This is a genomic window from Paenibacillus alkalitolerans (genome assembly GCF_016482785.1).
Taxonomy (GTDB): Bacteria; Bacillota; Bacilli; order Paenibacillales; family YIM-B00363; genus Paenibacillus_AE; species Paenibacillus_AE alkalitolerans.
Map to the genome: position 1 here is coordinate 171,040 of NZ_JAEMXM010000002.1, position 25,831 is coordinate 196,870.

Below are 25,831 nucleotides of genomic sequence, written 5' to 3' on the forward strand. Positions count from 1 at the left end.
GGACTTTTACCCTTATATTTTCCCGGTTTACAAGAGCCGAACCATAGGTTAACATAATATTTACAAGTGAAAACGATTGCACTAATTAATGCGGTGCGAAAACGGTTGCACAATAACGACGCCAATTTTTCAATATACAGGAGCTGATTACGCATGATCGTTACGATCAAAGATGTGGCCAAACGAGCCGGGGTATCCCCCTCCACCGTCTCCCGCGTCATCTCTAACCACCCGAGAATCAGCGCCTCGACATCGGAGAAAGTCCGCAAAGTGATGGAGGAAATCGGATATCATCCGAACATTATGGCGAAAAGCCTCGTTTCGAGAACGACCCGCACCATTGCCGTCATTTTGCCGAAGCCGGCCGAGGAGCTGTTTCTGAACTTGTTTTTCTCCGAAGTGATCCGCGGCATCGTGACCCAAGCGACACGATCCGGGTACGATTTATTGATGGCGACCGGCGCGACGGAACGGGAGGAGTTGGAGACGGTCACTCGGCTTGTGAAAGGGCGCCGGGTGGACGGCATTCTTCTGTTGTACTCTAGAATTAACGACCCGGTGATTTCGCTGTTGAGAGAGCTTAATTTCCCTTTTGTTCTAGTCGGAAGAAGCTCGGATTACGAAGACATGCTGTCGATCGATAACGACAACGTTCAAGCCGCATACGACGCGACAAGACACTTGCTCGCGCAAGGTCACGAACGGATCGGCTTTGTGAGCGGGCCCAGAAATTTGATCGTGTCCCGCGACAGACTTGACGGTTACATGAACGCTATGAAGGAAGCCGGTCTTCCCGTGCAAAGCGAATGGATCGTTGAAGGCGAATTTCTTCAAGAGAGCGGGTATCGGGCGATGTCGTTCTTGATGGGTTTGCCGGAGCGGCCCACCGGTCTTGTCGTAGTGGACGACGTCGTCACGTTCGGTATACTTCGCGGTCTCGGGGAGCTCGGTTTCTCCGTACCGCAGGATATGAGCTTAGTTTCGTTTAATAACATTGCGTTTTCGGAGCTTGCCACTCCGCCGATTACGAGCATAGACATCGGCATCTACCAGTTGGGTTACACGGCATCGCAAGAGTTGATCCGAACCATTAAAGGTGAAAACGCTCCGGCGATGAAACGCCATATCATCCCTCACCGGCTGATCGTGCGCGAATCGTCGTTGACGAATGTAAAGAAAATTTGAAGATATGGGGTTGTAAATTACTGTAAAAATCCGAGAGAAACGTCTAAAACAGCGCGGAATCAGGAACTAATTGCCGCCGTTAGCGATACCTGCTCGTTGCAAAAAATACGCACTGCGTTATAATTAATCTCATTGTTCATCGTGAAATGTTAGAAATGGGGGGTGCACGATGCGGCGATGGGTTTCCTTTTGTTCAAATATCATAAAAAAATCCTTTAACGGAGCATTGGCTTCAAAACAGGCGCTTCGGAGAGGTTTTTTTAACACGCCCTTTTTTTTGTTTACGATGTTTCTTACCATTAAATATTACGGCTTGCAAATCCATGTTTTCGGCAACTATAATCCGCTCCAGTGCCTTGCCGTCGCACTGCCGTCGCTGTTGTTGTTTCTAATTCCGGTGGAGCTCGGCTTCCGACGTAAGAAATCGGAAGCGTACCTGGTACTCAACGCGCTGCTTTCGGCGGCAATGGTTTCGGTTATCGTGTATTACCGGCAATTCGGAATCGTCGTCACATACCGCGCCTTCTCGCAAGCGCACCAGGTGCTGGATGTGAGCGACAGTATCTTAGATTTGTTGCAGCCGCTTTACTTATTGTTTTTCTTGGATATCATCATTTGGCTCATACTAACGCTCTGGAAATCGGCTCCGAAGCTATCCGGTTTGCAAATCCGCCGTACAAGCTTATCCTCCTTATGGGCGCTCTGTTTTATGACGCTTGTGCTGTTCGCGTATAGTTACGACGGCGTGCTTAACGAGTTGAAGCAAGCGGAACGGATGGGACTTGTAAGCTATCAAGTCCATACGCTCGTTTCCGGCGTGCGCGCTGAAACGGCTACCGCGGCGGCTCAGCCGGTGACGCCCGACATCGTGCGCTCCGTCAAGAACTTGCAGGAGCCCGAATTGCTTCAATGGTTTGGTGCGGCGAAAGGGCGAAATCTTATTGTCGTGCAGCTGGAATCGTTTCAAAATTTCCTCGTCGGAATGGAAATCGGCGGGAAACCGGTTACGCCCGTCATGAACGAACTGCTTAAAGACAGCTTTTATTTCTCCAACGTGTATCAGCAGATCAGTCAAGGCAACACGTCGGATGCGGAATTCATGATGAACACGTCGTTCTACCCTCCGGCGCACGGAGCGGCATCGCAAACTTACGGCATCAAGCGGCTTCCAAGCTTGCCGCGTATTCTTAAGGGGCAAGGTTATACTTCGATCACATTGCATACGAATGAAGCGAAGTTTTGGAACCGGAGCGAGATGTATCCTGCGCTTGGATTCGACCGTTATTATGACAAACGCTTTTTCGGAGAAGAAGATATAATTGCGTTCGGGGCTTCCGACGAAGTGTTATACAGGAAAACGTCGGAGTTATTGTCTCAATTAAAGGAACGCGATAAGCCGTTCTATGCGCATGTGATTGCAATGAGTTCCCACCATCCTTTCCTCCCTCCGCCGGAGAAAGAGATGATGCAGCTGCCCGAGGAATGGGAAGGCACCGATGTGGGGAATTACCTTAAGTTGACCAACTACGCGGACCGGGCGCTGGGGCAGTTCTTTGAGCAGTTGAAAGCGGCCGGCTTATGGGAACAATCGATGCTCGTGGTCTACGGCGATCATTTCGGACTATCGTCCCACTCGTTAAAAGCTAATGAACGAGAACTATTGGAGGCGGAACTCGGGAAAGAGTATGATGCGCGCACCGTGCATAACATCCCGCTTGTTATTATGATACCGGGGGTTACGGACGGCGGACAACGATTCGACAACGTCGGCGGACAGGTCGATTTTATGCCGACCGTAGCGAATTTGCTTGGCTTATCGCTTAAGAATCATGTGATTTTCGGTCAAGACTTGTTGAACTACCGGAAAAACGTTCTCGGAAGCCGGTATTACTTGCCAACGGGCTCATTTATTAATAACGATATTATGTATATTTCCGGCGAGTCGTTCGGCGAAGGCACCGTGTTGCCTCTCCATAACAGCGACCCTCAGTTTAAAGGAGATCCGGAGCTGTACAAAGATGACTTCATTCAAGTTATAAAATTATTGCAGCTGAACGATGCTTACTTGGAATCGCTCCCCGAACGGCGGCTTTCGTTCTGACGGCGATGAAATTGAATGGGCAAGGTGAAAGGCGCGAATTTTCGCGCCTTTTTTGTTGAGTATGACAGAGTAAAATATCATTTTATGGAAATACTTTGAATCAAGAAAAGGCACAGCCTTTTCAAACTCACGAATCCATTGTTTCGATGTCGGTTTGTCGCCTTTCCTGACTTATATGTATACTTCTCCCGACTATTTGTACGAATTAGCTGACAAATGGACGATTTGGCCGTACAGATGTACTAATTAGCCAACTTTATCCTGACTGAGGTGCGATATGCAAAATCAATTGCTCATGCTTGCAATAGGCGTCATTATTTCCATTGCAGGCATCGTAGCCGTGTTCCTAGGAAACGTATATTTCGGAATGACGCTAATCATCGTCGGGACGGTCTTGGAGATCGCCTCATTGATTCGGTACCAGAAAACGCGAAGATGATCCGAACAACGGTCAATTGGACAGAGACGATCCCCGCCGCGCGCCGGCTTCCGCACCCTGCACGACAGACGGACTGCGGTAAGCAATGACGCCGCTGAGCACGAACAGAGCGAACATACCCCCCAACAAATAAAACATGCTTGGCAACGCCACATGCTGAATGCCCATTCCGCCGAGGTACGGGCCCAAAATGCTGCCGACGCTGAAATGGATCGATGCGATCATATTTGCGGTCGGAAGCGCCTGTTTCGGCAAACAATCCGCCGCGTATGCAAGCCCCAAAGAATAAAAAGAGCCTACCAGACCGCCGGCCGCGGCGAATGCAATGAGCATGCCCGGAACATATCCGCCCGCAAGCGGGACGGCAAGGAACACCAGCGCTCCGATCGTTCCGCAGCATAACATCACGGGTTTTCTTCCGATTTTATCGCTTAGCGCCCCTAACGGCAGCTGCAAAATAAGACTTCCGATCCCGACAGACAGCAGCAGCACGGACACCTCCGACTCACCAATCCCCATCCTCAGCCCGTATACCGGGAAGTTGGATCCGAAATTTGCGGCCCTTTGGGCTTCATTGAAAAAATCTCCTTAAATCGTTTAAAGAATAAAAGGTTCCCCGCCAATACACTCCCGCCCGCCGATGGGCAAACCATATCGACCTGACCATCACGACGACCAGCATCACGGCGGCACCCGGCAGCAGCAATCCTTCCCAGCCCGGCTCATCGTTCATTCGGCGGGTGCAGAGCACGTAAGTCGAAACGATTATGCCCGCAACTGCCAGCAGTACGATAAAAGCAAGACCCCCGGCAAACGGAAGAAGGATAAACGGGGCGGCGAACAATAACAGCTGTCCCGACACTCCCGCCGCCGCATAGCCCAACCGGTATCCGAAGCCCGCGTAAATGTTTTTTTCCAGCCCCTTGACCGCATCGCGAAGCGAAGTATACCACTCGACGGTTATTGATTTCTTGCCGATCGCAACCCGCTGTCTTAAACCGTGCCGCTTCACCAGAACACCTAATCTCAGGTCGTCATCCGGCCGCATGGACAACGCTTTATGGGTGCCTATCGTTTCATATGCGCTCCTTTTGATCAAATTGAACGCTCCGACCCCCATTCCGTTCCGCTTCCGGTCATCTCTATTGGCCGTCCAAGGAGACAATAGCATAATGAGACTGAACAAAAAGTAATGAACAAATACGCGGAGCCAGAACGGTCCGGAAATCAGCTTTGGGCATAAAGTGACATGGTCGGCGCCCTCCCGGGTCGCATACGCGACACTATCGCGAATCGCGTCGGCGTGAAAGCGGATGTCCGCGTCCGTAAACAGCAATAATGATCCGCTGGATTGCAAATATGCTTGGTATAACGCGTGATTTTTGCCAAGCCATCGTTCCGGCAGATGCGTAATATGAATCACTTTAAGCGGTATGGCAGATCGTTCTTTCCCTGTCGACCAAGCCTTTAACGCTTCCAGCTTCGCGCCGGTCGCATCTTTGGAACGGTCGTTCACCGCGATGATCTCGATCCGCGGATACGTTTGGTTCAGCAAATTCCTTACCGTTTCGCCGATCGTCTCTTGCTCCTCCTTGGCGGCGATGATCACCGATACCAGCGGGAGCTTGTCCGACAGCGGCTCACCGTGAGGCAGCACCGGAAGCGAGCGAAGCCCGAAGTAAGCCCGAAGGAAAATAATTGCCCATAAGATCAACAATATCCCGGCATAAATTAGAAGCATGTCTATCCTCCGGCATCCGCATCGGCGATATATAGAACGTCAACATTATATACGGTTCGGACATCAGGCACAACCGAAATCCATGAGAGTAATTTTTCCATACATTGGGTAACGTAAGGGGGGTAATGAGCGCAATTTCGAAAAAGGAGGATCATGCACAATGCCGGACAGACAACCGAACGATTCCAAGAACGGCCAAAGCGAAAATTTTCAAAACGGTCCCGGCGGACTCGACAATATGTTGAGCGGTGTTACGGACGCCGTTCAAGACATAATTCTGGGCGATGACCCGAATAACAACAATCGCAAACAGCAGGCCAAAAACCAAAACCAAAATCAAAATCAAAATCAAAACAATACGCAACAACAATAATCATCGAAATGACAAGAGGGAGACTGCCGCACGCCGGCAGACTCCCTATTTGTTAGTGATGAATCGGTTCCTCGTTCTGTTGCTCGCGATTCCGCTCTTCCGCTGCTATCACACCTGCATACGCGACATTTCCCGCACCCCTGAAGAAGTCGTCCTGCTCCTCATGCGCCACGTATCCGAGATCGACGCCCGCCGCTCTTGCAATAAACGGATCGATAGCGCAAAGATCCGATGCCGATACATCGGCCAAGCTTGTTTTTCCAAGGGAATAGCAAACCAACTCCATCTCCCGAACGGAAGCGTTCAGAAAGTTCGTCAAATTTTCGGCGCTGCGTTCGACATCCAGCTTGTCGGTCATTTTCGCATTATACACAACCAGATCGGTCGGCGGTTCGAATGGCATCGTTTTCACCATCTGATCTCCCACAAGCGCCAGCATGACGGCGGTGCCCATATAGACGGCATTCGCCCCGAGCGCCATCGCTTTCAGCGCGTCGCCGGGCGTAACCAATCCCCCTGTAGCAATTAAGCTGATATCGCGGGTTGCGCCTTTTTTCGCTAAAAATTTCGCTGCCCTCGCGACGGCAAACATCGTCGGAAGTCCGAGATCATCCTCCAAAATCGGCGCCGCGGCGTGGGTTCCCCCTTCCGCTCCGTCCACCGTAATGAAATCGACACCCGATTCCAGTGCGATCTCGAGTTCCTTTTCCAAATGGTGCGTAGCCGCGATTTTAAGTCCTACCGGCACACCCGTTTCCTGCTGCAGCCGGCGAACGAGTTCGATAAATTGTTCTTTGGTATCCACTCCCGGCAGGCGGGAATGGATTTGAGCGTCTTCTCCTTCGGGAATGCCGAACACGTCCCTGAAGTCGCTCCCTATGTTTTTGGCCGGAGTGCGCTGCGGGCTTGAACCCTGCGCTCCCTGTCCCAACTGGATTTCAATTGCGTCCAGCCGGCTGTATTTATCCGGGCTGTTCAGCCAGCCGCCCCGGTTGTATTGTCCGATCAGCAGCCCGGCCGCTTCCCTTTCTTCTTCCATCAATCCCGCTTCGCCGGTGTTTGTCGCCGTTCCGACCCGGGTCGCCGCTTTCGCCAACGCGATCTTGGCGCTTTTACTGAGAGCGCCGCCGAAGGACATGGCCGCAATCATGATAGGGATCGATATCGTTAAAGGCTTCTTAGCGCGCCGGCCGATCGTTACGGAGGTAGATATCGGCACGTTGTCCGGCGTGGGAAAGCGAAACAGATGCACCGGGTTGAACAACAGCTTGTCCCACGGTGAAAACCGCATATGGCTGCCGAGCGGTCTTGCCGGCGGAATGCCTTTGGTCGAGCGCATCAATATTTCCATCATCTGAATGGGGCCGACCTTCTTGGCGACGGGGACCATCTCAAACATGTTTTCCGTATACTGATCTCTTCCCATTCTTTCTATTGCTTTATCCACAACTTCGTTGGCGATGCTTCTGACGATGCCGCTTATAAATTTAAACATATCGCTTCACCCGGCTATTCTTGGTTTTTGCCGAAATTATTTTTCAATTCCTCTACTTTCTGTGCAAGAGATAAACAAATTTGTTTCACTTCCCCTAGCTGCCTCGCTGCGCTTTGTTCTTCCGCCGCAATCCGGTTTAATTTGTCGTCCCCCATGTCTGTCAAATCGTTGAAATGCTGCGTTTCGACGCTGGACAACGTTCCCGCAATCGTCTGCACCCGGTTTAGTTCGGAATGAATGTACGAAAGGGTTTGGCCGAAATCCGAATTTTGCTGCTGCATCTGTTCTTTCCTCCTGATTATTCATTTGGTTAGTTTCACATCGTTAGTTATTTTGTATTAAACTGCCATTATTATGTCCGGCATACGCGAAATAAAAGATAATTGTCAAAATAAACAGCGACCGCTGTCGGAAATTGATTGCGGTCGCTGAAGTATTAATGCGAATGGGCTATATGGTATAGTATATATGCAATATTTTGGCAAAGGAGTCGAACATATGAACTCGATGACATCAGTCGAACAGCACCGCAGAGAAGCCCCGGCTCAAGTGAGATGCATGGTCGTGACCGTGTCGGATACGCGCACGCCGGAAACGGACAAAAGCGGAGCTTTAATGAAACAACTGTTGGAAGAAGCGGGGTATGCAGTCGTCCGTTACCGTATCGTCAAAGACGAATATGATCTGATCCGCGAGCTGATCCGCGAGGCGGCGGCGGACGACGAAGTAGAGGCGCTGCTTCTTAACGGCGGAACAGGAATCGCGCCCCGCGACACGACGTACGAAGCGGTTCGCGATTCATTGGATAAGGAGATGCCCGGCTTCGGCGAAATATTCCGTTACTTGAGCTTCGCGGAAGACATCGGCTCGGCCGCTATTTTAAGCCGGGCTACCGCTGGAGTGGCCGGCCGTACGGCCGTATTTTCCACTCCGGGCTCGTCGGGAGCCGTCCGGCTCGCGATGACGCGCATTATCGTGCCGGAACTGCGGCACGTCATGCGTGAGATTTATAAAGACCGGTAACGACGGGACGCGCCGGTTACGTTCTCCGCCGGGTCAGATGGATATACGTCGCCGCCAAGGCCAACACAAGCACGAATCCTTTAACGATATCGAACGAGTAGTACGGCAGCTTCAGCATGGTCAATCCGTTTAACAGCACACCGATCAGCACGGCGCCGAAGAACGTTCCGATCATATTCGGTTTTCCTGCGCCGAATACGGAGAAGCCTACAAAGACGGCCGCGACCGCTTCCATCAGCAGCGGCGCTCCCGCATCCACTTGGCCCGTACCGACGCGGGAGGCGAACAAGACGCCGGCGATTCCGGCGCAAACCCCGGAAAGAACATAAGCGGCCATCCGTACGCGATTGACCGGAATGCCGGACAAGCGGGCCGCTTCCCTGTTCCCTCCGGTCATATAAAACTGGCGCCCCCAGCGCGTATACTGCAGAAAGATATGAGCGGCCGCTACGGCCACAAGCATAAGGATGACCATAACCGGAACACCCAGCAGCTCGCCCTGACCGATCCAAAGAAATGAAGGGTCGAATACGCCGGGCGCCTTCTCTCCGTTAGGGAATTGCATGTTGTTGTACACGGAATATCCTGCAGTATACGTGCGTTGAACACCCGAGAAAATATACATTACCGCGAGCGTCGCCAATAAATCGGGAATTTTCCATCGAATAATCAGGAACGAATTCATCAAGCCGATCAGCGCGCCGAGCGCAATAGGCACCGCGATAACAACGATAAGCGGCTGCTGATACCAAACCATTAAACTCGCCGAGACGACCGTTGCGAGCGATACCGTCGAACCGACGGACAAATCAAAGCCGTCGACGATCTGGGAGAACGTGACGCCGATTGCAACGAACGTCACGATCGCTATGGCGCGCAATATATCGGTTAAATTTCCCGCGCGGAGGAAATGCTCGTCCAGCAGCCCGAACGCCACGATCACCGCGGCGATCAATCCGACGGTGCCGTATTTAAATGAAGTGTCCAGCACTTTGTCTTTCATTGTTTCATTTCCTCCCCCGCGCTGGCGTAGTACAATATGTTCTCTTCGGAGGCTGCGCCTCTTTCAAGCTCTTTCACAATTCGGCCGTCGCACATAACGTAGATCCGGTCAGCCAAGCCGAGCGCTTCCGTTATTTCCGCAGACATGTATACGATCGCCTTCCCCTGTTGAGCCAGCGAGCCGATGAGCCGGTATATATCGCTCTTCGCCCCGATATCGACGCCCTTCGTCGGCTCGTCGAAGATGTATACGTCCGCGTCGGTCGGCAGCCACTTGCCGATCGCAACCTTCTGCTGGTTGCCTCCGCTTAAGTATTTGACGCTTTGCTGAACGGTCGGCGTCTTTATTCCGATCCGCTCCACCATCTCTCCGGCGTGCTTCCTCTCTTTGGTTGCATCAATGAAACCGTTACGGGAAAATACCCGCATAACGGCCGACGACAAATTTCTCTGCACACTCTCTTCTACGAATACGCCCTGCTTTCTTCGTTCCTCGGGCACAAGCACGATGCCTGCGGAAACCGCTTGCCGAGGCTCCTGGAAACGAACGATCCTTCCGTGCAGCGAAACCGTGCCCGAATCGATCCGATCTGCTCCGAACACGGCCCGCGACAGCTCGGTCTTGCCTGCTCCGACCAAGCCTACGATGCCGACGATTTCTCCGCTTCTCACCGTAAAGCTGACGTCTTTCACCTTCGAACCGCTGGCAACGCCGCGCACTTCCAATACGGTGCCGCCGATATGCGCTTCCGCCTTCGGAAACTCTTCCTCCAACGGCTTACCGAGCATATCGCGAATGATTTCGGGAATGTCCGTTTCATCCGTCCGGCGTGTGGACACGTTGGCGCCGTCTCTCATAACGGTAATCCGGTCGCAAATCTCAAACACTTCATGCAATCGATGAGATATAAAAATGCACCCTACACCGTCATTGCGAAGCTTCTTCATAATTCCGAACAAGCGCCTGGATTCCTCCAAACTTAACGGTGCCGTCGGTTCGTCGAATATGACGTACTTGGCTTTCTGGGCCAACGCTCTCGCAATAAGGACGATCTGTTTTTGAGCGATCGGGAGATCGTCTACTTTGAAGGAGGGGGAAATATTGCTGCCAAGAAGCGAAAGCAGCTGCTGCGCTTCTTTGTGCAGCCGGCTCCAACGTACCCAGCGGATCGGGCCTTGAGCGATGAGGTCCATCCAAATATTTTCTGCGACCGTCAAGCTTCCGACGAGCGCCGTATCCACCTCTTGATAGACGCACTGGATACCGGCTTTCATCGCATCCAGGGGAGAGCGAACCGTAATGACGCGCCCGTCCATGGTAATCGTTCCGCTATCCGAGACGTACGCGCCGGACATAATTTTCATCAGCGTACTTTTCCCGGCGCCGTTCGCGCCCAACAGGGCGTGAATTTCCCCCGGTTTCGCTTCGAACGATACGCATCGGAGCGCCTTTACGCCCGGAAAAGATTTCTCTATGTCTATCATCTGTAAACTCACGGCTCTACCCTGCTACTGAAAACATAGAAAAATGTCTATGTTCAGAGTGTTCCTGCTTCAACGTGCCCCGCCTCGCCGCAACTACTACGGTTTGCTATAGCACTCCACAGGCGTAAATTCCGACGTAGCCCGCCGTACATATACGTATGCTCGTTAGGTGAGCACAGCGTATTCTGTTGCTTGCATGAGGTTGATTGCCGCATTCAAGTCCCTGTCTATCGACTTGCCGCAGTTTTCGCAAACATAGATCCGTTCGGATAACAAGAGCCGCTCTTTCTTATTTCCGCAACAGGAACATAGTTTGCTCGACGGATAGAACGCAGCGACTTCCCGAAGTTCCGCCCCGATCTTTTTGCAGGCGTTCTGCAGCTTGATCTTGAAATCGAAGAGTCCCTGATCCGCAATCGCTTTGCTCAAATGCCGGTTCTTCATCATGCCTTTGACATTCAATTTCTCGATGGTGATATACGCCGGCTTGGTTTTTGCCAGCGCACTTACGACACAGGCACGATATGCATCCCTCATGCGGGCAAGTCTCGCTTGCAACTTTTGCACTCTGAGCACGTTTTTGGCTATGTTGCGGTACGTTCCAGCAGCAGATACACCTCCTTTCTTTTTGGATTCGTATTTTCTTGACAACGACCGCTGTTGTCTTTTCAATCGTTTCTCCGTGCGCCTTATGGCTGAAGTCTTGTTGATATTGGGAAAGGATTCGCCATTGGAGACGACGGCAAATTCCTTCAACCCCAAGTCGATACCGATGCCGCTGCCGGACGGCGGTTCCGGTATGATTTTTCCCTGCACGACCGTCACACTGACATAGTATCTGTCCGTTTTCTGTGTTACGGTTCCGCCAGTTACTTTGGCGCTTACCGGCAAGTAACCAAACTCTTTGAGGCATACCCATCCGAGCGTCGGGATTTTCACCCGATGGCGCTCTGCCGTCCAGTCTCCTGAGTTGTTCTTTGGCGCGTAAAAACCGATGTCTTGATCCCGCTTCTTCTTAAAACGCGGGAATCCGCTCACTCCCTTGAAAAACCGTTTATATGCCGTTTCTGCATTGACTATGGCTTTCTTGCGGGCTTTGGAGGACACGTCCTTAATCCAAGGGAGCTCAAGTGAGTGGACGTTGTTCACCCATTTATCGAACTCATTGGCGTTCATAAACGGCAATCCTTGTTCATGACGCTGCTTGTTCGTCGCGATGAACAAGTTGTACAAATAGCGGCATACGCCACACGTCCGATGGATCTGTTGCTTCTGCTCGTACGTTGGTTTGATCTCGGTTTTGAAGGCTTTTAGCATTCTGAATAATCCTTTATCTTGTTCAAGATGATTGTTGCATAGGAGACAAGTTTATTCATTTGAATCCTCGAAATACGAACATTTGTTCTATGATATTATAATAGCAGAACGAACGTTCCTTAGCAACAATCAAGATGAACTCAGCCATCTTTTTTCTGTATGTCGCAATCCATGGATACGACAGGAAAATATATGGATGATCGAGATTACATCACGCACCATTTATTATTGCGGAGACAGGGATTCATTGTTAACTAGAACTATTTCCACCCCATGTGACGAAAGAAATGATTCGAACCATTCAAAACCGAAACGGACAAAACTACTCGGGAATAGATCAGAGACTTACCTCTGAATCCGGATTTTTTCACTTCCTTAAGCGAGAATCCCCATCGGCTTGTCCTCCGATGGGGGTTTTAAGTTCCGCGTTTTGAGAGTTTTTCTTATTGCTTTTCGATGTCTTTCATCCAGTCCGCGTAGCCTTGCTCGCTGCTGCCCCAGCCTTCAACATACTGGCTGAGCTCGGCCGTCGAAATTGGCTGTTCCGGCAGTTGTTCCCGGTGTACGAACACCGGATCGAGAACGACCGTTGCCGGCGTCTCGTCGCCGTGGAATTTCTGGTACAGGTAACGCACCTGCACGCGGCCGATGTCCTTCGGATCGACTGCGGCGGAAGCGACCCATGGGGAGTCCGCTTTCTGAATCATCTGCAAATCTTCGTCGCTCATATCGATGCCGTATACTTTAATCTCGTTGCGTCCGGCTTGCTCGATAGCGCGGGTCGCGCCTTTCGCGAATTCGTCCCACGAAGCCCAAACGGCCGTAATATCGCCTTTGTTCGGATATTGCTTCAAGATCGCTTCCATCTGCGCCTGCGTATCGAGCGCCGTGCTTGCCGACGCGCTTCCGAACGCCGCGATTTCTTTAATTTCGGGATACTTTTGCTGGAATGCGCTGTATGCGATTTGACGGCGCTCCATCGGGGCGAACCCGGCAACCCAAATTTTTACGATAGTGCCTTTCCCGCCTGCATCTTGCGCAAGACGCTCCAGCGTCATCTCCGCCATCTTTTCGTCACCTTGTTGAAGCACCGTAACGCCCGGAACGTTCAAATCCGCATCAAATGCGACAACCGGAATGTTCTTCTCCAACGCCTTCTTCACGCCGGCTTCAAGCGCGCCCGCTTGTCCGTGGTCGATCAATATGCCGTCGAAGCCTTGGTTGATCGCCGCTTCCAAATTGCTCGCCATCTTCGCCAAGTCGCCGTCGGCCCCAAACACCTGCACTTCGCCGCCGAATTTGGTCACTTGCTCCGTAACGCCGTCGATATATTGCGACGAGAACGTACCGATATTAAGCTGCATAATAAGCGCGATCTTCTTGCCTGCCAAGCTATTCTCTTCCGCAGCAGCCGTCTCTTCCGCCGGCGCTTGTTCCGTTCCTTCCGCCGCGCCCGTCGAAGGCGCACCGCCTTCGTTGCTTGCCGTCTTTGCTCCGCAGCCCGCAACCACAACCGCCAGCGCGATCAGCAGCAATTTCACCCATGCTCCGTTCCAGATCCGTTTCATCGATAATGCTCCCCTTCTTATATATATATATTTCCGGTTTAATCCCTAGCAATCTACTAGGTTTTAGCACTGATAGATGATATATTATCACCCGCCATGTGCACCGTCAATGCTTTTTTCCGTACACGAAACAAGGACGGAAGCCGCCGCTTCCGTCCACTCAATGCAATATTATTTCTCAGTCCCTTGTTGCGATATATGCGGGACGCGGAGGGAGACCCGAGAACGGTTCCGTCAATTTGTTCTCGACGCTGTTGAATACGTAGAACGCGTTGCTTCTCGGATACGGTGTGATGTTGCTGTTGGAGCCGTGCATTATGTTGCAATCGAAAAACACGATGGAGCCCGCTTTGCCGGCCGGTTGTTCGATGCCGCTTTCTTTGACGAGCCATGTCAAGCTTTCCTGGTCCGGAACTCCGTACTCTTGCCGGCGCAGCGAATTCTCGTAGTTTTTATCCGGCGTTCTTCCGACGCATGCAATGAAATGCTTATGGGAGCCCGGTATGACCATCAGCGGTCCGTTAAACGGGTAATTATCGCTCAGCGCAATGGAGCAGCTTAACGCCCGCATGCGGGGCATGCCGTCTTCCACGTGCCATGTCTCGAAATCGGAATGCCACTGGAACTCTTTGCCGCGAAAACCCGGCTTAAAGTTGATTCGGGATTGATGAATATACACTTCGCTGCCTAATATTTGTTTCACGGCCGCCTGCAATTTCGGATGATTGGACAATGCTTTGAACACTTCATTGTCGCGGTGAACGGCAAATACCGACCGAACTTCTTCGCTTTCAGGCTCGAGAATGACCTCGGGCTTCTTCAAGCCGCGGCTCTCCGTCAGCAGCTTATGCAGCTCCTTCTGAAGCTCGGCGACCTCATCCGGGGTGAAGAACGGATCCATGAACAAATATCCGTCCTTCTCGTAACCGTTCAAATCGTCTTTCGAGAGCGGACCGTCGTAATCATTCGGATATACGACCGGGTCTTGGCGCTTCAAAATTTGCGGCTGGTCCGCCACGCGGGACGGATATACGTCTTTTACGGCATTGTTCGTTTGCATATGCATTCTTTCTCCTCTCTCATTACATTATCATTATGTCAATAACGGGTAGGCGCCCTCTTCGTCATGCTTTTCCTGCCCCGTACAAGGCGGATTGAACACACATACGACCCTCAAGTTCGTCTTCGCTTCCACCCGGTGGCGGTCATGCTTATTTAATAAATACATGGTCCCCGGGGAAATGCGGTATGTTTCGCCTGTTTCTTTATCGGTCAACAGCCCTTCGCCTTCAATGCAATACACCGCTTCGATATGGTTCTTGTACCACATGTCCGTTACGGTTCCCGCGTATAACAGGGTGTCGTGCAATGAAAATCCTACACCGTCATCCTTTAAAATAAGTCGGCGGCTTTCCCATGTTTCGGCTTTTACGTTGCGATCGCTGTTTTCAATGGAAACCAAGCTGCGTACGATCACGTTATACGGACCCCTTTCCAGCTCTTATTGCTGCATTCACTGCCGCGTCGATTCGTTCGAATCCCCTGCTTAAGCCTTCGTCTTCGATCGTGAGCGGGGGCATCAGTTTAAACACTTCGTCTTTCGGTCCCGATGTTTCCATAATGATTCCTCGCGAGAAAGCCTCGCGGCAAATATCGGACGCCAAGCCTTTGACGCCGCAAGCGATGCCTTGAAACAAGCCGCGTCCGCGAAGCTCGCCTTGCAGCTCAGAATATTTCATCAACAGACCTTGAAGGAAATTCGTAATGCGGTCCGCCTTGCGCATCGTTTCCGATTCGAACTTATCGTCTTTCCAATAATCAAGCGCGGCCGCGGCCGTTACGAATGCCAAGTTGTTGCCGCGAAACGTGCCGTTGTGCTCGCCCGGAGTCCATATGTCGTATTCCGGCTTGATGAGCGTCAGCGCAAGCGGCAGTCCGTACCCGCCGATCGACTTGGACAGACAGACGATATCCGGCTGTATGCCCGCAGGCTCGAAACTGAAGAAAGGCCCCGTTCTCCCGCAACCGGCTTGAATGTCGTCGACGATCAACAATATGCCGAACTTACGGCATATGCGTTCGATTTCTTTCAACCATTCGAACGAGGCTGCGTTCAAGCCGCCTTCTCCCTGCACCGTTTCAACGATGACGGCTGCCGGAGTGTCTATACCGCTTCCGCTGTCTTCAATGAATCGCTCCAAATACGCCGCGGTATTCACCTCGTTGCCGAAGTATTTATCGAACGGCATCGAAACCGCGTTGTTGAGCGGCACCCCGGCTCCGCCGCGCTTCGTTCCGTTCCCCGTGAGGGCTAATGAACCGAGCGTCATGCCGTGAAACCCGTTCGTGAAACTAAGCACGGTTTGACGTCCCGTCACCTTTCTGGCCAGCTTCAAAGCGCTCTCCACGGAATTCGTTCCCGTAGGGCCCGGAAACATCACCTTATAATCAAGATTACGCGGTTTCAAAATGACGTCCACGAACGTTTCCAACAGCTGCTTCTTCGCTTCCGTCGCCATATCGAGGCTGTGCGCTACGCCGTCGTCCATAATGTAGCTTACCAGCTTATCCTTCAGCTTCGGATTGTTATGTCCGTAGTTGAGCGCGCCCGCCCCTGCGAAAAAATCGATATATTCATTCCCCTCCGCGTCCCAAACGCGATATCCCCGCGCCTTGGTAAACAAGGCCGGAAACCCCCGGCAATAGCTGCGGACTTCGGATTCCACCCTTTCGAATACTTCGAGCGGAGATTTCGGCAAAACAACCGTTTGCAATGACATAATCATTACCTCCCGTTGGTGTATCTTTATTTTATAGGTCCGATCCGGAACAGCATTTCGTCTTCATGCGCTCCGCCCGGAAACAATTGCGACGCAAAACCGTCCGCAATTCGACACTCTACATTTCGGTCCCGTGCAAACCCGAGAAACAGCGATTGCGAACGTTCGTTGGAGGGTGAGATTGTCGCCTCGATATATTGCAAGTCGCGATTCTCCGCCCGCTCCAGAACATGGTCAAGCAGCTTTCGGGCAATCCCTTTTCCGCGTGCTTCCTTATCTACCGCTATTTGCCATACAAACCACGTGTCCGGCCTGCTCGGAGCGCGAAACCCGGTCACGAATCCGACCGGTCTGCCTCCGATTTCCGCAATGGCGCACGTATCGTTATAATATTTGCCGAGCATCAAATAACAGTAGGCCGAATTGACATCCAGCGTACCGGAATTGCGCACCAACTCCCAGATGCCGGCGCCGTCCGTTTCATCCGGCTTGCGTATCCGGAGCCCGGCCTCCTTACTGCCGGCCGGCGCCTCGGATGTGTCCAGATGTTTCGTACCTCTCGTCAATTCGTTCACTCCTTGTTTTTTGGCATTCGGATAACGGCCGGATCCGGTTGCAACGGCTGTTCGCTGTCCCGAAACCGCGATAGAAACGCCTGCAATCGCTCGCTCTTCGGATTATCAAACAATTCCTTCGGCGGGCCTTGCTCGACGATATTCCCATCGTCAAAAAACACGACCCGATCGGCAACGTCACGGGCGAACGCCATCTCGTGCGTGATGAGGAGCATCGCCGTCTCGCCTTCCTCCGCGATCTCCCGGATCACGCCGAGCACTTCTCCGACCAACTCCGGATCGAGCGCCGAGGTCGGTTCGTCGAACAGCATGATCTTCGGCTGCATCACCAATGCGCGGGCAATCGCCACCCTCTGCTTCTGTCCGCCCGACAATTGCGCGGGATAAGCGTCCACTTTGTCCGCGAGACCGACTTTCTCAAGCATCCGGACGGAGCGCTCCTTCGCCACCGCTTTCGATAAGCCGAGCACATGAACAGGCGCCTCCATACAGTTTCGTAGTATCGTCATATGCGGGAACAAGTTGAAATGCTGGAACACCATGCCGATGCTGCCGCGGAGCCGGTGAAGATGTTTTTCTCCCGCGCGGACGAGCGCTCCGTTCTTCTTCTGATGCCACAAAAATTCGCCGTCGACTTCGATCGTCCCGTCCGTCGGCTCTTCCAGCGTCATGAGCAGTCTTGCGATCGTCGTTTTTCCCGAGCCGCTCGGCCCGATTACCGCAACCTTTTCCCTCGGCCGAATGTCCAAGTCAATCCCCTTAAGCACGTGCAAATCGCCGAATTTCTTATGGATGTTGCGAAACTTCACGACAGGATCGTCGGTTACGGTTAATTGAATCGTATCCGGTTGTGCGTACATGTAGCGATCACCTCCGGTTGAATTTCTTTTCCAATCTATTGATGAATATCGCGGACGGCAAACTGAGCGCCAAGAAAATTACCCCGACCATCGTTATCGGTTCTATATAGCGGAAATGCGCGGAGCCGTATAACTTGGCTTGCAGCAGCATCTCCGGAAGCGCGATGGCAATTAGAAACGGTGTTTCTTTAAACATGGTGATAAAGTAATTGCCAAGCACCGGAATGACCGGGGGAATGGCTTGGGGCAAAACAATACGAGTCCAAGTATGAAATCTGGTAAAGTTCAATGCCCGGGACGCTTCCCATTGCCCCTTGGGAATATTGTCGATTCCCGCACGAAACACCTCGGATAAATAACTGCTGTAGTGAATTCCCAGCGCGGTAATCCCCGCCGCGAATGTGCCGAGTACAATTCCAAACTCCGGCAATACATAGAAAATGAAGAACGCCTGCACAAGCAGCGGTGTACATCGAATGAAATCTATGACAAAACCGGTTGATTTCTGTATCCAATTATTATTGACGCGCCTCACCAGAGCTAATAACAACCCCATGATAAGTGCCGCTAAAAAACCGACAACCGTCGCCGCTATCGTCGTCTTTGCCCCTTGTAACAACAATGGGAGCACCTCCGCGACGACTTCCCAACTCCATTTGTCTTCGATTACCGCCACCTCCCTGCCGTTGCTCTTCGTTCATACCAACGAACAAGAAGCAACATCGGATAAGCGATGGCAAAATACATCACAAGCAGCAGCGTGAAAATTTCTGCCGTACGCCATGTCGTATTATTCAACACGTTCGCCTGGAACGTTAAATCAGCTAAAGTAATGAGCGAGACTAACGAAGTCGACTTCAACAGCTCAATCAGCAAGTTGCCGAAAGAAGGAAGCATCATCATAAACGCTTGTGGAAGAATGACCAGACGAAGCCGCTGGAACGGGGTGAAATTAAGAGCGACGGACGCTTCCGTTTGCCCTTTCGGCACGGACAAAATCGAGCTTCTGACGATTTCCGATCCGTATGCGCCGTAGTTGAGTCCGATTGCCAACAATGCGGCCAGAAACGGCGGCATGCTGTTCACTTCAAAGAGAATCGGCGGCACGTAGAAGAACCAGAACATTTGCACAAGCAAAGAAGATCCCCTGAACACTTCCACGTATACATTCGTAGCCCATCGAACCCATGCCCACTTCGAAAGTCTGCTTAAACCTGCAATGAATGAAATGATAAGTGCCAGCGCCGCCGAGGCTGCCATTACTTCAATCGTAATAACGGCTCCCTCAAGCAATAAGGGCACTAGATCCAAAGGAGCAGGCATGCATCTACGCAACTCCTCTCACTTCGTTCCGGAGCGGGGAGCCCCATGCTCCCCCTTCGAAACGAATCAAAATAAATCTTACTTGATCAGTTCCTCCGACGTCACATCGCCGGGCAGTTCGGCTTCCGTGAACCCGAATGGAGAAATTATTTCGAGCAGCTTGCCTTCGTCCTTCAGCTTTTGCAGTCCTTCGTTGAAAGCTTTCTGGAAATCTTCATCGCCTTTGCGGAATGCGGTAGCGCCGTATCCCCAGACTTCCTTCCCGTCAATGACAGGCTGTTTGAAATCGGTCACGCGCTCGATATCTTTGTTTTGTTCCGAATTGATGAACGCTTGCAGCGAAGGTCCGGTCATCGTAACCGCATCGACCCGTCCGGCTTTCAATGCTCCAACGACAGCCGGCTGATCGTTAAAGATTTTAATTTGGCTTTCTTTCACACCGATTTTCTTCAAGTATTCGATCTCGATCGCACCCGTCATCACGCCGACAGTGACATCCGGATTCGCTTTAATATCTTCGTAGCTGTGAAGGTTTTTCGGATTTCCCGGTTTTACCCCGAGAGCTTCGCCGACACGGTATTCCGGATTTGCAAACAGCACTTCCTTGCCGCGCTCCGGATTGATGAACATGCCCGCGGTAATCATGTCGAACTGTTTCGCCTTTAAGCCCGGGATTAACGAACCGAAATCGACAAGCTTCCCTTCCATTTCGTTAATTCCCATCTCTTTCAGCACAGCCCGGGCGACTTCCACAGCCTCTCCCGTCAATTGTCCGTCTTGCGTCTTGTAGGCGTACGGATTCTCGTTTGCGAAACCGATCACGACTTTCCCGGCCTGTTTCGCTTTCTCCAATGTCGATTCGCCGCCGCTTGCCGTCGATTCGCCACCGGTTTGCGCCGTCTCGCCGTCGCTTCCTGTCGTTGCGCCGCTGTCCTCCTCCGGAGGTTGCGTTGAAGCCGCCTGGCCGCAAGCTGAGAGCAGCACCACCGTCAGAACACATAGCACCAAAACCAACCACTTCTTGTTACCCATACTTCGACTCCCTTCGTCATTTTTTGATATAAATCCACCTTATAAGTTCTGTTCAGATAATCATTGGTGTGGATTCATAACTAAAACTTATGACTTATTTATATTACCATACTTAACATTTGGGCTCACCCAGCATATTCCATCGTCATCCCTTCATAAGCCCGCTCAGTCCGGATGAGCGGCGATTACCTGGGGGGTCCTCCTTTTTCCTCCCATATCCTCCAGGGTCCTCCCATATCCTCCCATACCCCATACGCAACAAAAAACGCCTCACCGGAGTGTTTCCGGCAAGGCGTGTATGCAACCTGATGTTTGCGCTTCGTAAATGTCGTTTTGATTCCGAACCTCTATGAACCTGTCGGCATGCCGCCATTCACGTGAATTGTCTGTCCCGTGACATAGCTGGAATCGTCGGAAGCAAGGTAAACGTAGGCCGGCGCCAATTCGTACGGTTGAGCCGCCCGCTTCATCGGTACTTCCGTACCGAAGACGCTCGACTGGTCGGCAGGAAACGAGGAAACGATCAGCGGCGTCCAGACCGGGCCGGGTGCCACCGCGTTGACCCGGATGCCGAAATCGACCAACTGGAGCGACAATGATCTTGTAAACGTAAGATCCGCGCCCTTCGTCGCAGCGTAATCCAATGCATCTTTACTGCCTACGTACGCGACTCTCGAAGCGGTATTGATAATGGTGCTGCCCCGTTTCATATATGGAACGGCGGCGCGGGCGAAATAAAAATAGGAGTAAACGTTCGTGCGAAACGAATCGTCCAACTGGTCGTCGGTTAATGAAAGAATGGTCGGTTGATACGGATGGTAAGCGGCGTTGTTCACAAGAATGTCAAGCGAACCGAACGTGTTTACCGTGCGCTGTACGGCTTCGTTGACGAATGAGGAGTTCCTGATGTCGCCGGAGATGAGCAGGCATCGGCCGCCGAGCGCTTCAATGCGGTGTTTCGTCTCTTCCGCATCGATATGTTCGTTCAAATAAACGATGGAGACGTTTGCGCCTTCCTTGACGAAGGCGTATGCCACGGCACGGCCGATACCGGAATCTCCTCCCGTGATAATGGCCGTCTTTCCCAACAGTTTTCCTGCAGGCCTGTAATACGGATTTTCGGAGATCGGGCGAGGAACCATGTAAGCCTCAATCCCGGGCTGGCCCGGCTGCTCTTGCGGCGGGAACGCGATCGGTTTTTCCTTGCACTCCACTTCTTTTCCAACGTAGGGATATACCGGGTACATTCGATTTCTTCCTCCTGTGCAAAAGCCCATAGGCATTTATCACAGTATATTCACGGAAGACGGTTCGGTTCGTTTCGATTGGTTGGCCCTGCTGTTTCGAATGAATAATAAAAAAATGGAAATGTTAAAGATATAAACTGAACATTGGAGGCAATACCCATGATCGTGTTGCTTATGAAGCTTGTGGCAACTCCGCTCGTTCTTTGGCTGGCAGATTGGATGCTTGCGGACGTATATTATCCGACGTTAACTTCGAGCCTATCGACCGGCCTTACATTGGCGATTATTGGATATGGCACGGAATGGCTTATGCTTCGGCGCGGAACGCTTTGGCTTACCACGATTGTGGACTGGGCGGTAACTGCGGCCATTGTGTATGTGAGCCAGTTTATGTTTCCGGGAACATTCGTTACCGTCATGGGCGCATTGCTGACCGGAGGAGTTATGGCGATCGCCGAGTATTTCATGCACCGGTATGCGATCGACAGAGGCGCATTGGCTACACGGGCTTAAGCGGCAAGTGGCTGTAACGGGGCTGTACAAGCCAGTACAGCCCCTAACATTTTGTATTCTGAACCGCCACTTGTTTCACTTCGGCACAACGTGGTTCATCCGTGAATCACGGTGTTTCACTGTGAAACAAGCACACCCGTTCAACCGCCTCTTGTTTCACTTCGGCACAACGTGGTTCATCCGTGAATCACGGTGTTTCACTGTGGAACAAGCGCTCCCGTTCAACCGCCTCTTGTTTCACTTCGGCACAACGTGGTTCATCCGTGAATCCCGGTGTTTCACTGTGAAACAAGCACTCCCGTTCAACCGCCTCTTGTTTCTCTTCGGCACAACGTGGTTCATCCGTGAATCCCGGTGTTTCACTGTGAAACAAGCACTCCCGTTCAACCGCCTCTTGTTTCTCTTCGGCACAACGTGGTTCATCCGTGAATCCCGGTGTTTCACTGTGAAACAAGCACTCCCGTTCAACCGCCTCTTGTTTCACTTCGGCACAACGTGGTTCATCCGTGATCGAGGTATATTCAATGAAGCGGGTACGTCTTTTAGCGGAAGTTTTTTTGCAAACCCTTGAATTGCTGTTTCCTTTCTGAAACTTATAAATTCTAGGCTTATAAGAAAAACGCCTTACGGTGTGCTTTAGCTCAACAGTTATCGCCACATAAAGGGGTGTGGGATATACCTCCGTCGCTCCTCTAGGGTATCCCACACCTATTCACCATTCTGTTTTCCGTAACCGGAATTTCTCCGGCTATCCGGTACCAAAAGATCTGTTTCAGGCACTGTAACCGGATTTTTCCGGCTATTAGGACCAAAAAGCATTGTTTCGAGCTCCGTAACCGGATTTTTCCGGCTATGAGGTGCCAAAAGCACCGTTTCGAGCTCCGTAACCGGAATTTCTCCTGCTAGTAAGTCCCAATAGCATCATTTCAGGCTCCGTAACCGGTTTTTTGATTTTTTCCGGCAAGCCTATCCCCAAATTCTTATAAATATAACGTAGAAAAAAGCTTGCTTAACGCAAGCTTCGCTTGTTTGCGTTGATTTATGTGAACGTCTGATTTGTTGAATTGATTTTCTTACATCCGATGTGTCCAATTTAAAAATGAGGCCCTTTAAAGCCGTTCAGCCGCGCAATAACGCCGATTTGTCCGGCGTGGTACGCTTCGTGCGCATACACGTGATGGAATACCCAGCGCCAAGTCGGCGGAGAGGGCGGCTTCCACCCGTCGGAAAACGCCGGAACGGCGATCAAACGATCGCCGTCCTCGACTGTCATTGACTCCAGCAAACCGTCCGTTTGACGCCGAATCTCGATGTAAGCTTCCGTCAAAGCGACCGGGCTATCGAGCGGCACATCCTTCATCGCCGCCCGTCTGCCGAGCGCCGTCTCATGAATCCATCCGTCCTCGCCCTCGACGATATGCCGAATGATCCATGCGACGGAATTCGGATGATCACGATGAGTGCGGAACCAAGCATCCTGCGGAAGCTCCCGCAAATACGGAAGCAGTATCTTGCGAACATCGTTCCGGTACGGGAACAGGTCGATTAATTTCATTTGCCTGCGCCAATCCTTTCATATTCGCAAAAAGTATACAAATAAGGATTCAGTATATCCGTCTCTCCCGCCTGCTCCGAGATCAACCGCCAATCGGAACGGTCCCAACCCGGAAAAAACGTATCCCCTTCAAACGTATGGTGTATATGAGTCAAAATCAATTTTCCCGCAATAGGCAAAAACTGCTCATACACCTGCTCCCCGCCGATCACGTACACTTCCCCCGAGCCGGCAACGGCAACGGCTTCCTCTATCGAATGAACCGCGTCGCAGCCTTCCGGCCGGTAATCATGACGGCCCGTAAGAATAATGTTGCGCCGTCCCTTCAAAGGCTTGCCGCCGAACGATTCGAACGTGTTGCGCCCCATGATGACGGGATGGCCCATCGTTTTGCCGCGGAAAAATTTCACATCCGCCGGCAGCCGCCAAATGATTGCATTCCCGCGCCCGATCACTCCGTTCTCTGCGACCGCCGCAATCAGCGCAATGTTGCTCTTGACGCCGTTACTCATTTTTGCCGCCACCTCCTTACACAGCCACAGGGGCTGAAATGCGCGGATGAGACTCGTACCCGACGATCTCGAAATCTTCGTAACGGTACTGGAATATCGACTCCGGCCGACGCTTAATGACAAGCTTCGGAAGTGGATACGGCTCCCGCGTCAACTGCAGTTTCACCTGCTCCATATGATTGGAGTAAATATGCACGTCCCCGCCCGACCAAACAAGCTCACCGACGTCCAAATCGCATTGCTGCGCGACCATATGCGTAAGCAGCGCGTAGCTCGCAATGTTGAACGGCAATCCAAGGAACGTATCGACGCTGCGCATCGTAAACATGCATGAAAGACGGCCGTCCGCAACGTAAAATTGATAGACGAAATGGCAAGGCGGCAGCGCCATCCGGTCCACTTCCGCGACATTCCATGCGCTTACAATATGGCGGCGGGAATCCGGATTTCGCTTAATCGCGCCGATGACATTCGCCACTTGATCGATCGTCCGGCCGTCGCCTGCGGGCCACGAACGCCACTGCGATCCGTACACCGCGCCGAGATCGCCGTTCTCATCAGCCCACTCGTCCCAAATCGAAACGCCGTTTTCCTTCAAATAGCGGATGTTCGTGTCCCCGCTAAGAAACCACAGCAATTCGTGAATGATCGATTTCATGTGCACTTTCTTGGTTGTAACAAGCGGGAAGCCTTCCGACAGGTCAAACCGGAGCTGCCGGCCGAACACCGACCGTGTGCCCGTTCCCGTCCTGTCCGCCTTGTCCACCCCGTTCTCAAGTACGTCCTTGAGTAAATCCAAATAAGCTTTCATCCGCAATGCCCCCTCCGTCCGCCGTTAACTACTTTTATCATCGTAAAAATGATGCGCCGCTTCCACCCGTTCCCCGAACTCCATAATGCCGAACGAATACCGGGGCTGCCACCGCTTGTCCGTAGGCGATCCCGGGTTGAACAGCAGCACGCCGTCGACGGCCTCGTAATGCGGCACATGGGAGTGCCCGAAGACGACGATATCGACCGGCTCGTCCCGGAACGCGTGGAACGCTTTCCACTCTGTCGTTCGGCCGGGGCCTGTATCGCCGTGAAAGAGTCCGATGCGCCGCCCGGCAAGCTCGATAATCTTTCGCCGCCCGAAGCGGCGGACGATGTCGGCGCCGTCGTTGTTGCCTGCGACGGCTTCAAGCGGCGCGATGCTCTCGAGCATCGCGGCGACCGCCGGATCGGTAAAATCGCCGGCGTGGAGAATGATGTCGACGCCATGCAGGCCGTCGACTAGAATGCGCGGCAGCGATGCGGCACGCGAAAACATATGCGTGTCGGATACGACCCCGACACGAACAGGCGCGGCTGCCATCAGTCCAACACCGCGTGTATATGCTTCTTCGTTACGGACCAATGCGAAGCCGTCCAGTATTTCTCTTTATCTTTCACGAAGATGATTTGAGGAGATTCGTGCTTGACGCCGAGATCTTCCGCGATTTGATTCGAAACCGGACGGGATTCGATGACCTTGACCATGACGTAATCCACGCCGTCTTTCGGACTGCCGTTCAAATACTCCTCGTATTCCTCAAGCGCGGCGGCGCTGACGGGGCATGTCGTGCTGTGCTTGAGCACAAGCACCGGCTTGTCCCCCGAAGACTCCAACGCTTCGCGCCATTGTTCGATTGTAGTAATTTCTCTATAGTCGGCCATTGTAAACCTG

Annotated in this window: 28 protein-coding genes and 2 pseudogenes; 6 read left to right on the forward strand and 24 right to left on the reverse strand. The window is 52.2% G+C overall.

Annotated elements, in window-relative coordinates; all coding sequences use genetic code 11:
* Nucleotides 1-153 precede the first annotated feature (153 nt).
* The 3 genes from JET16_RS04580 (at nt 154) to JET16_RS04590 (ending at nt 3,725) form a co-directional block, all read left to right on the forward strand.
* Nucleotides 154-1,185 (forward strand): LacI family DNA-binding transcriptional regulator, encoded by a 1,032-nt coding sequence (locus tag JET16_RS04580; protein WP_199614477.1) that lies wholly within the window; start codon nt 154-156, stop codon nt 1,183-1,185.
* A gap of 169 nt (nt 1,186-1,354) precedes the next feature.
* The gene (locus JET16_RS04585; protein WP_199614479.1) at nt 1,355-3,286 is read left to right on the forward strand and encodes an LTA synthase family protein; all 1,932 of its coding nucleotides are present in this window, start codon (nt 1,355-1,357) and stop codon (nt 3,284-3,286) included.
* Nucleotides 3,287-3,563: 277 nt separating this feature from the next.
* The gene (locus JET16_RS04590; protein WP_199614481.1) at nt 3,564-3,725 is read left to right on the forward strand and encodes a hypothetical protein; all 162 of its coding nucleotides are present in this window, start codon (nt 3,564-3,566) and stop codon (nt 3,723-3,725) included.
* Between the two features lie 12 nt (nt 3,726-3,737).
* Here JET16_RS04590 and JET16_RS04595 read toward each other — a convergent pair.
* Nucleotides 3,738-4,268 (reverse strand): annotated as a pseudogene (locus JET16_RS04595) (MFS transporter); the annotation flags it as partial.
* Nucleotides 4,269-4,296: 28 nt separating this feature from the next.
* On the reverse strand, nt 4,297-5,466 hold the full coding sequence (locus JET16_RS04600; protein WP_199614485.1) for a glycosyltransferase: 1,170 nt from the start codon (nt 5,464-5,466) through the stop codon (nt 4,297-4,299).
* A 160-nt stretch (nt 5,467-5,626) separates the two neighbouring features.
* On the opposite strand from JET16_RS04600, the gene JET16_RS04605 reads away from it, so the two are divergent.
* Nucleotides 5,627-5,839 (forward strand): hypothetical protein, encoded by a 213-nt coding sequence (locus JET16_RS04605; protein ID WP_199614486.1) that lies wholly within the window; start codon nt 5,627-5,629, stop codon nt 5,837-5,839.
* A gap of 52 nt (nt 5,840-5,891) precedes the next feature.
* Here JET16_RS04605 and JET16_RS04610 read toward each other — a convergent pair whose 3' ends face one another.
* Together JET16_RS04610 and JET16_RS04615 are read right to left on the reverse strand one after the other, a co-directional pair.
* Entirely contained in the window at nt 5,892-7,334 is a 1,443-nt protein-coding gene (locus JET16_RS04610; RefSeq protein WP_199614488.1) for an FMN-binding glutamate synthase family protein, read from the reverse strand.
* A 14-nt stretch (nt 7,335-7,348) separates the two neighbouring features.
* The gene (locus tag JET16_RS04615) at nt 7,349-7,615 is read right to left on the reverse strand and encodes a hypothetical protein (RefSeq protein WP_199614490.1); all 267 of its coding nucleotides are present in this window, start codon (nt 7,613-7,615) and stop codon (nt 7,349-7,351) included.
* A gap of 226 nt (nt 7,616-7,841) precedes the next feature.
* Here JET16_RS04615 and JET16_RS04620 point away from each other — a divergent pair, with 226 nt between their 5' ends.
* The gene (locus JET16_RS04620; RefSeq protein ID WP_407673091.1) at nt 7,842-8,357 is read left to right on the forward strand and encodes a MogA/MoaB family molybdenum cofactor biosynthesis protein; all 516 of its coding nucleotides are present in this window, start codon (nt 7,842-7,844) and stop codon (nt 8,355-8,357) included.
* A gap of 16 nt (nt 8,358-8,373) precedes the next feature.
* Here JET16_RS04620 and JET16_RS04625 read toward each other — a convergent pair whose 3' ends face one another.
* The 14 genes and pseudogenes from JET16_RS04625 to JET16_RS04685 form a co-directional block, all read right to left on the reverse strand.
* A complete protein-coding gene (locus JET16_RS04625; protein ID WP_199614494.1) occupies nt 8,374-9,360 on the reverse strand; it encodes an ABC transporter permease in 987 nt (328 codons plus the stop codon).
* The gene (locus JET16_RS04630; RefSeq protein ID WP_199615009.1) at nt 9,357-10,844 is read right to left on the reverse strand and encodes a sugar ABC transporter ATP-binding protein; all 1,488 of its coding nucleotides are present in this window, start codon (nt 10,842-10,844) and stop codon (nt 9,357-9,359) included. Before JET16_RS04630 ends, JET16_RS04625 begins: the two co-directional genes overlap by 4 nt.
* A 165-nt stretch (nt 10,845-11,009) precedes the next feature.
* Nucleotides 11,010-12,161, reverse strand: a complete 1,152-nt coding sequence (locus JET16_RS04635; RefSeq protein ID WP_199614496.1) for an RNA-guided endonuclease InsQ/TnpB family protein — start codon at nt 12,159-12,161, stop codon at nt 11,010-11,012.
* 129 nt (nt 12,162-12,290) lie between these two features.
* A pseudogene (locus tag JET16_RS31045) lies at nt 12,291-12,482 on the reverse strand (IS607 family transposase); the annotation flags it as partial.
* 122 nt (nt 12,483-12,604) lie between these two features.
* Complete coding sequence (locus JET16_RS04640; protein ID WP_199614498.1) at nt 12,605-13,729, reverse strand: sugar ABC transporter substrate-binding protein; 1,125 nt, start codon at nt 13,727-13,729, stop codon at nt 12,605-12,607.
* A 178-nt stretch (nt 13,730-13,907) separates the two neighbouring features.
* Entirely contained in the window at nt 13,908-14,789 is an 882-nt protein-coding gene (gene thpD, locus JET16_RS04645; protein ID WP_199614500.1) for an ectoine hydroxylase, read from the reverse strand.
* 33 nt (nt 14,790-14,822) lie between these two features.
* Nucleotides 14,823-15,206, reverse strand: coding sequence for an ectoine synthase (locus JET16_RS04650; RefSeq protein ID WP_199614502.1), 384 nt, complete (start codon nt 15,204-15,206; stop codon nt 14,823-14,825).
* A gap of 1 nt (nt 15,207) precedes the next feature.
* A complete protein-coding gene (gene ectB, locus JET16_RS04655) occupies nt 15,208-16,509 on the reverse strand; it encodes a diaminobutyrate--2-oxoglutarate transaminase (RefSeq protein WP_199614504.1) in 1,302 nt (433 codons plus the stop codon).
* A gap of 26 nt (nt 16,510-16,535) precedes the next feature.
* A complete protein-coding gene (ectA, locus tag JET16_RS04660; protein ID WP_233531069.1) occupies nt 16,536-17,075 on the reverse strand; it encodes a diaminobutyrate acetyltransferase in 540 nt (179 codons plus the stop codon).
* A 5-nt stretch (nt 17,076-17,080) separates the two neighbouring features.
* The gene (gene ehuA / locus JET16_RS04665) at nt 17,081-17,944 is read right to left on the reverse strand and encodes an ectoine/hydroxyectoine ABC transporter ATP-binding protein EhuA (RefSeq protein ID WP_199614505.1); all 864 of its coding nucleotides are present in this window, start codon (nt 17,942-17,944) and stop codon (nt 17,081-17,083) included.
* Nucleotides 17,945-17,951: 7 nt separating this feature from the next.
* Nucleotides 17,952-18,620 carry an ectoine/hydroxyectoine ABC transporter permease subunit EhuD gene (gene ehuD / locus JET16_RS04670; RefSeq protein WP_325176616.1) on the reverse strand — a complete coding sequence of 223 codons (669 nt, stop codon included), beginning with the start codon at nt 18,618-18,620 and terminating at the stop codon, nt 17,952-17,954.
* Nucleotides 18,611-19,267: an ectoine/hydroxyectoine ABC transporter permease subunit EhuC gene (gene ehuC, locus JET16_RS04675; protein WP_199614506.1), complete on the reverse strand. Its 657-nt coding sequence runs from the start codon at nt 19,265-19,267 to the stop codon at nt 18,611-18,613. Before ehuC ends, ehuD begins: the two co-directional genes overlap by 10 nt.
* 78 nt (nt 19,268-19,345) lie before the next feature.
* Nucleotides 19,346-20,299: an ectoine/hydroxyectoine ABC transporter substrate-binding protein EhuB gene (ehuB, locus tag JET16_RS04680; protein WP_199614507.1), complete on the reverse strand. Its 954-nt coding sequence runs from the start codon at nt 20,297-20,299 to the stop codon at nt 19,346-19,348.
* A gap of 347 nt (nt 20,300-20,646) precedes the next feature.
* Complete coding sequence (locus JET16_RS04685; protein WP_199614508.1) at nt 20,647-21,546, reverse strand: SDR family oxidoreductase; 900 nt, start codon at nt 21,544-21,546, stop codon at nt 20,647-20,649.
* A 159-nt stretch (nt 21,547-21,705) separates the two neighbouring features.
* Between JET16_RS04685 and JET16_RS04690 the strand changes: the two genes are divergently transcribed.
* Nucleotides 21,706-22,059, forward strand: a complete 354-nt coding sequence (locus tag JET16_RS04690; RefSeq protein ID WP_199614510.1) for a DUF2512 family protein — start codon at nt 21,706-21,708, stop codon at nt 22,057-22,059.
* A 187-nt stretch (nt 22,060-22,246) separates the two neighbouring features.
* On the opposite strand, the gene JET16_RS04695 is transcribed toward JET16_RS04690, so the two are convergent.
* The 6 genes from JET16_RS04695 to ytxJ all read right to left on the reverse strand — a co-directional run bounded on the left by JET16_RS04695 (nt 22,247) and on the right by ytxJ (nt 25,821).
* A complete protein-coding gene (locus tag JET16_RS04695; protein WP_199614511.1) occupies nt 22,247-22,543 on the reverse strand; it encodes a hypothetical protein in 297 nt (98 codons plus the stop codon).
* 609 nt (nt 22,544-23,152) lie between these two features.
* A complete protein-coding gene (locus JET16_RS04700) occupies nt 23,153-23,614 on the reverse strand; it encodes a DinB family protein (protein ID WP_199614512.1) in 462 nt (153 codons plus the stop codon).
* Complete coding sequence (locus tag JET16_RS04705) at nt 23,611-24,126, reverse strand: dihydrofolate reductase (RefSeq protein ID WP_233531072.1); 516 nt, start codon at nt 24,124-24,126, stop codon at nt 23,611-23,613. The genes JET16_RS04700 and JET16_RS04705 overlap by 4 nt, the downstream gene beginning before the upstream one ends.
* 16 nt (nt 24,127-24,142) lie before the next feature.
* Nucleotides 24,143-24,937 (reverse strand): thymidylate synthase, encoded by a 795-nt coding sequence (gene thyA / locus JET16_RS04710; protein ID WP_199614513.1) that lies wholly within the window; start codon nt 24,935-24,937, stop codon nt 24,143-24,145.
* Between the two features lie 24 nt (nt 24,938-24,961).
* Nucleotides 24,962-25,480, reverse strand: coding sequence for a metallophosphoesterase family protein (locus tag JET16_RS04715; RefSeq protein ID WP_199614514.1), 519 nt, complete (start codon nt 25,478-25,480; stop codon nt 24,962-24,964).
* Nucleotides 25,480-25,821 (reverse strand): bacillithiol system redox-active protein YtxJ, encoded by a 342-nt coding sequence (gene ytxJ, locus JET16_RS04720; RefSeq protein WP_199614515.1) that lies wholly within the window; start codon nt 25,819-25,821, stop codon nt 25,480-25,482. The genes JET16_RS04715 and ytxJ overlap by 1 nt, the downstream gene beginning before the upstream one ends.
* Nucleotides 25,822-25,831 lie beyond the last annotated feature (10 nt).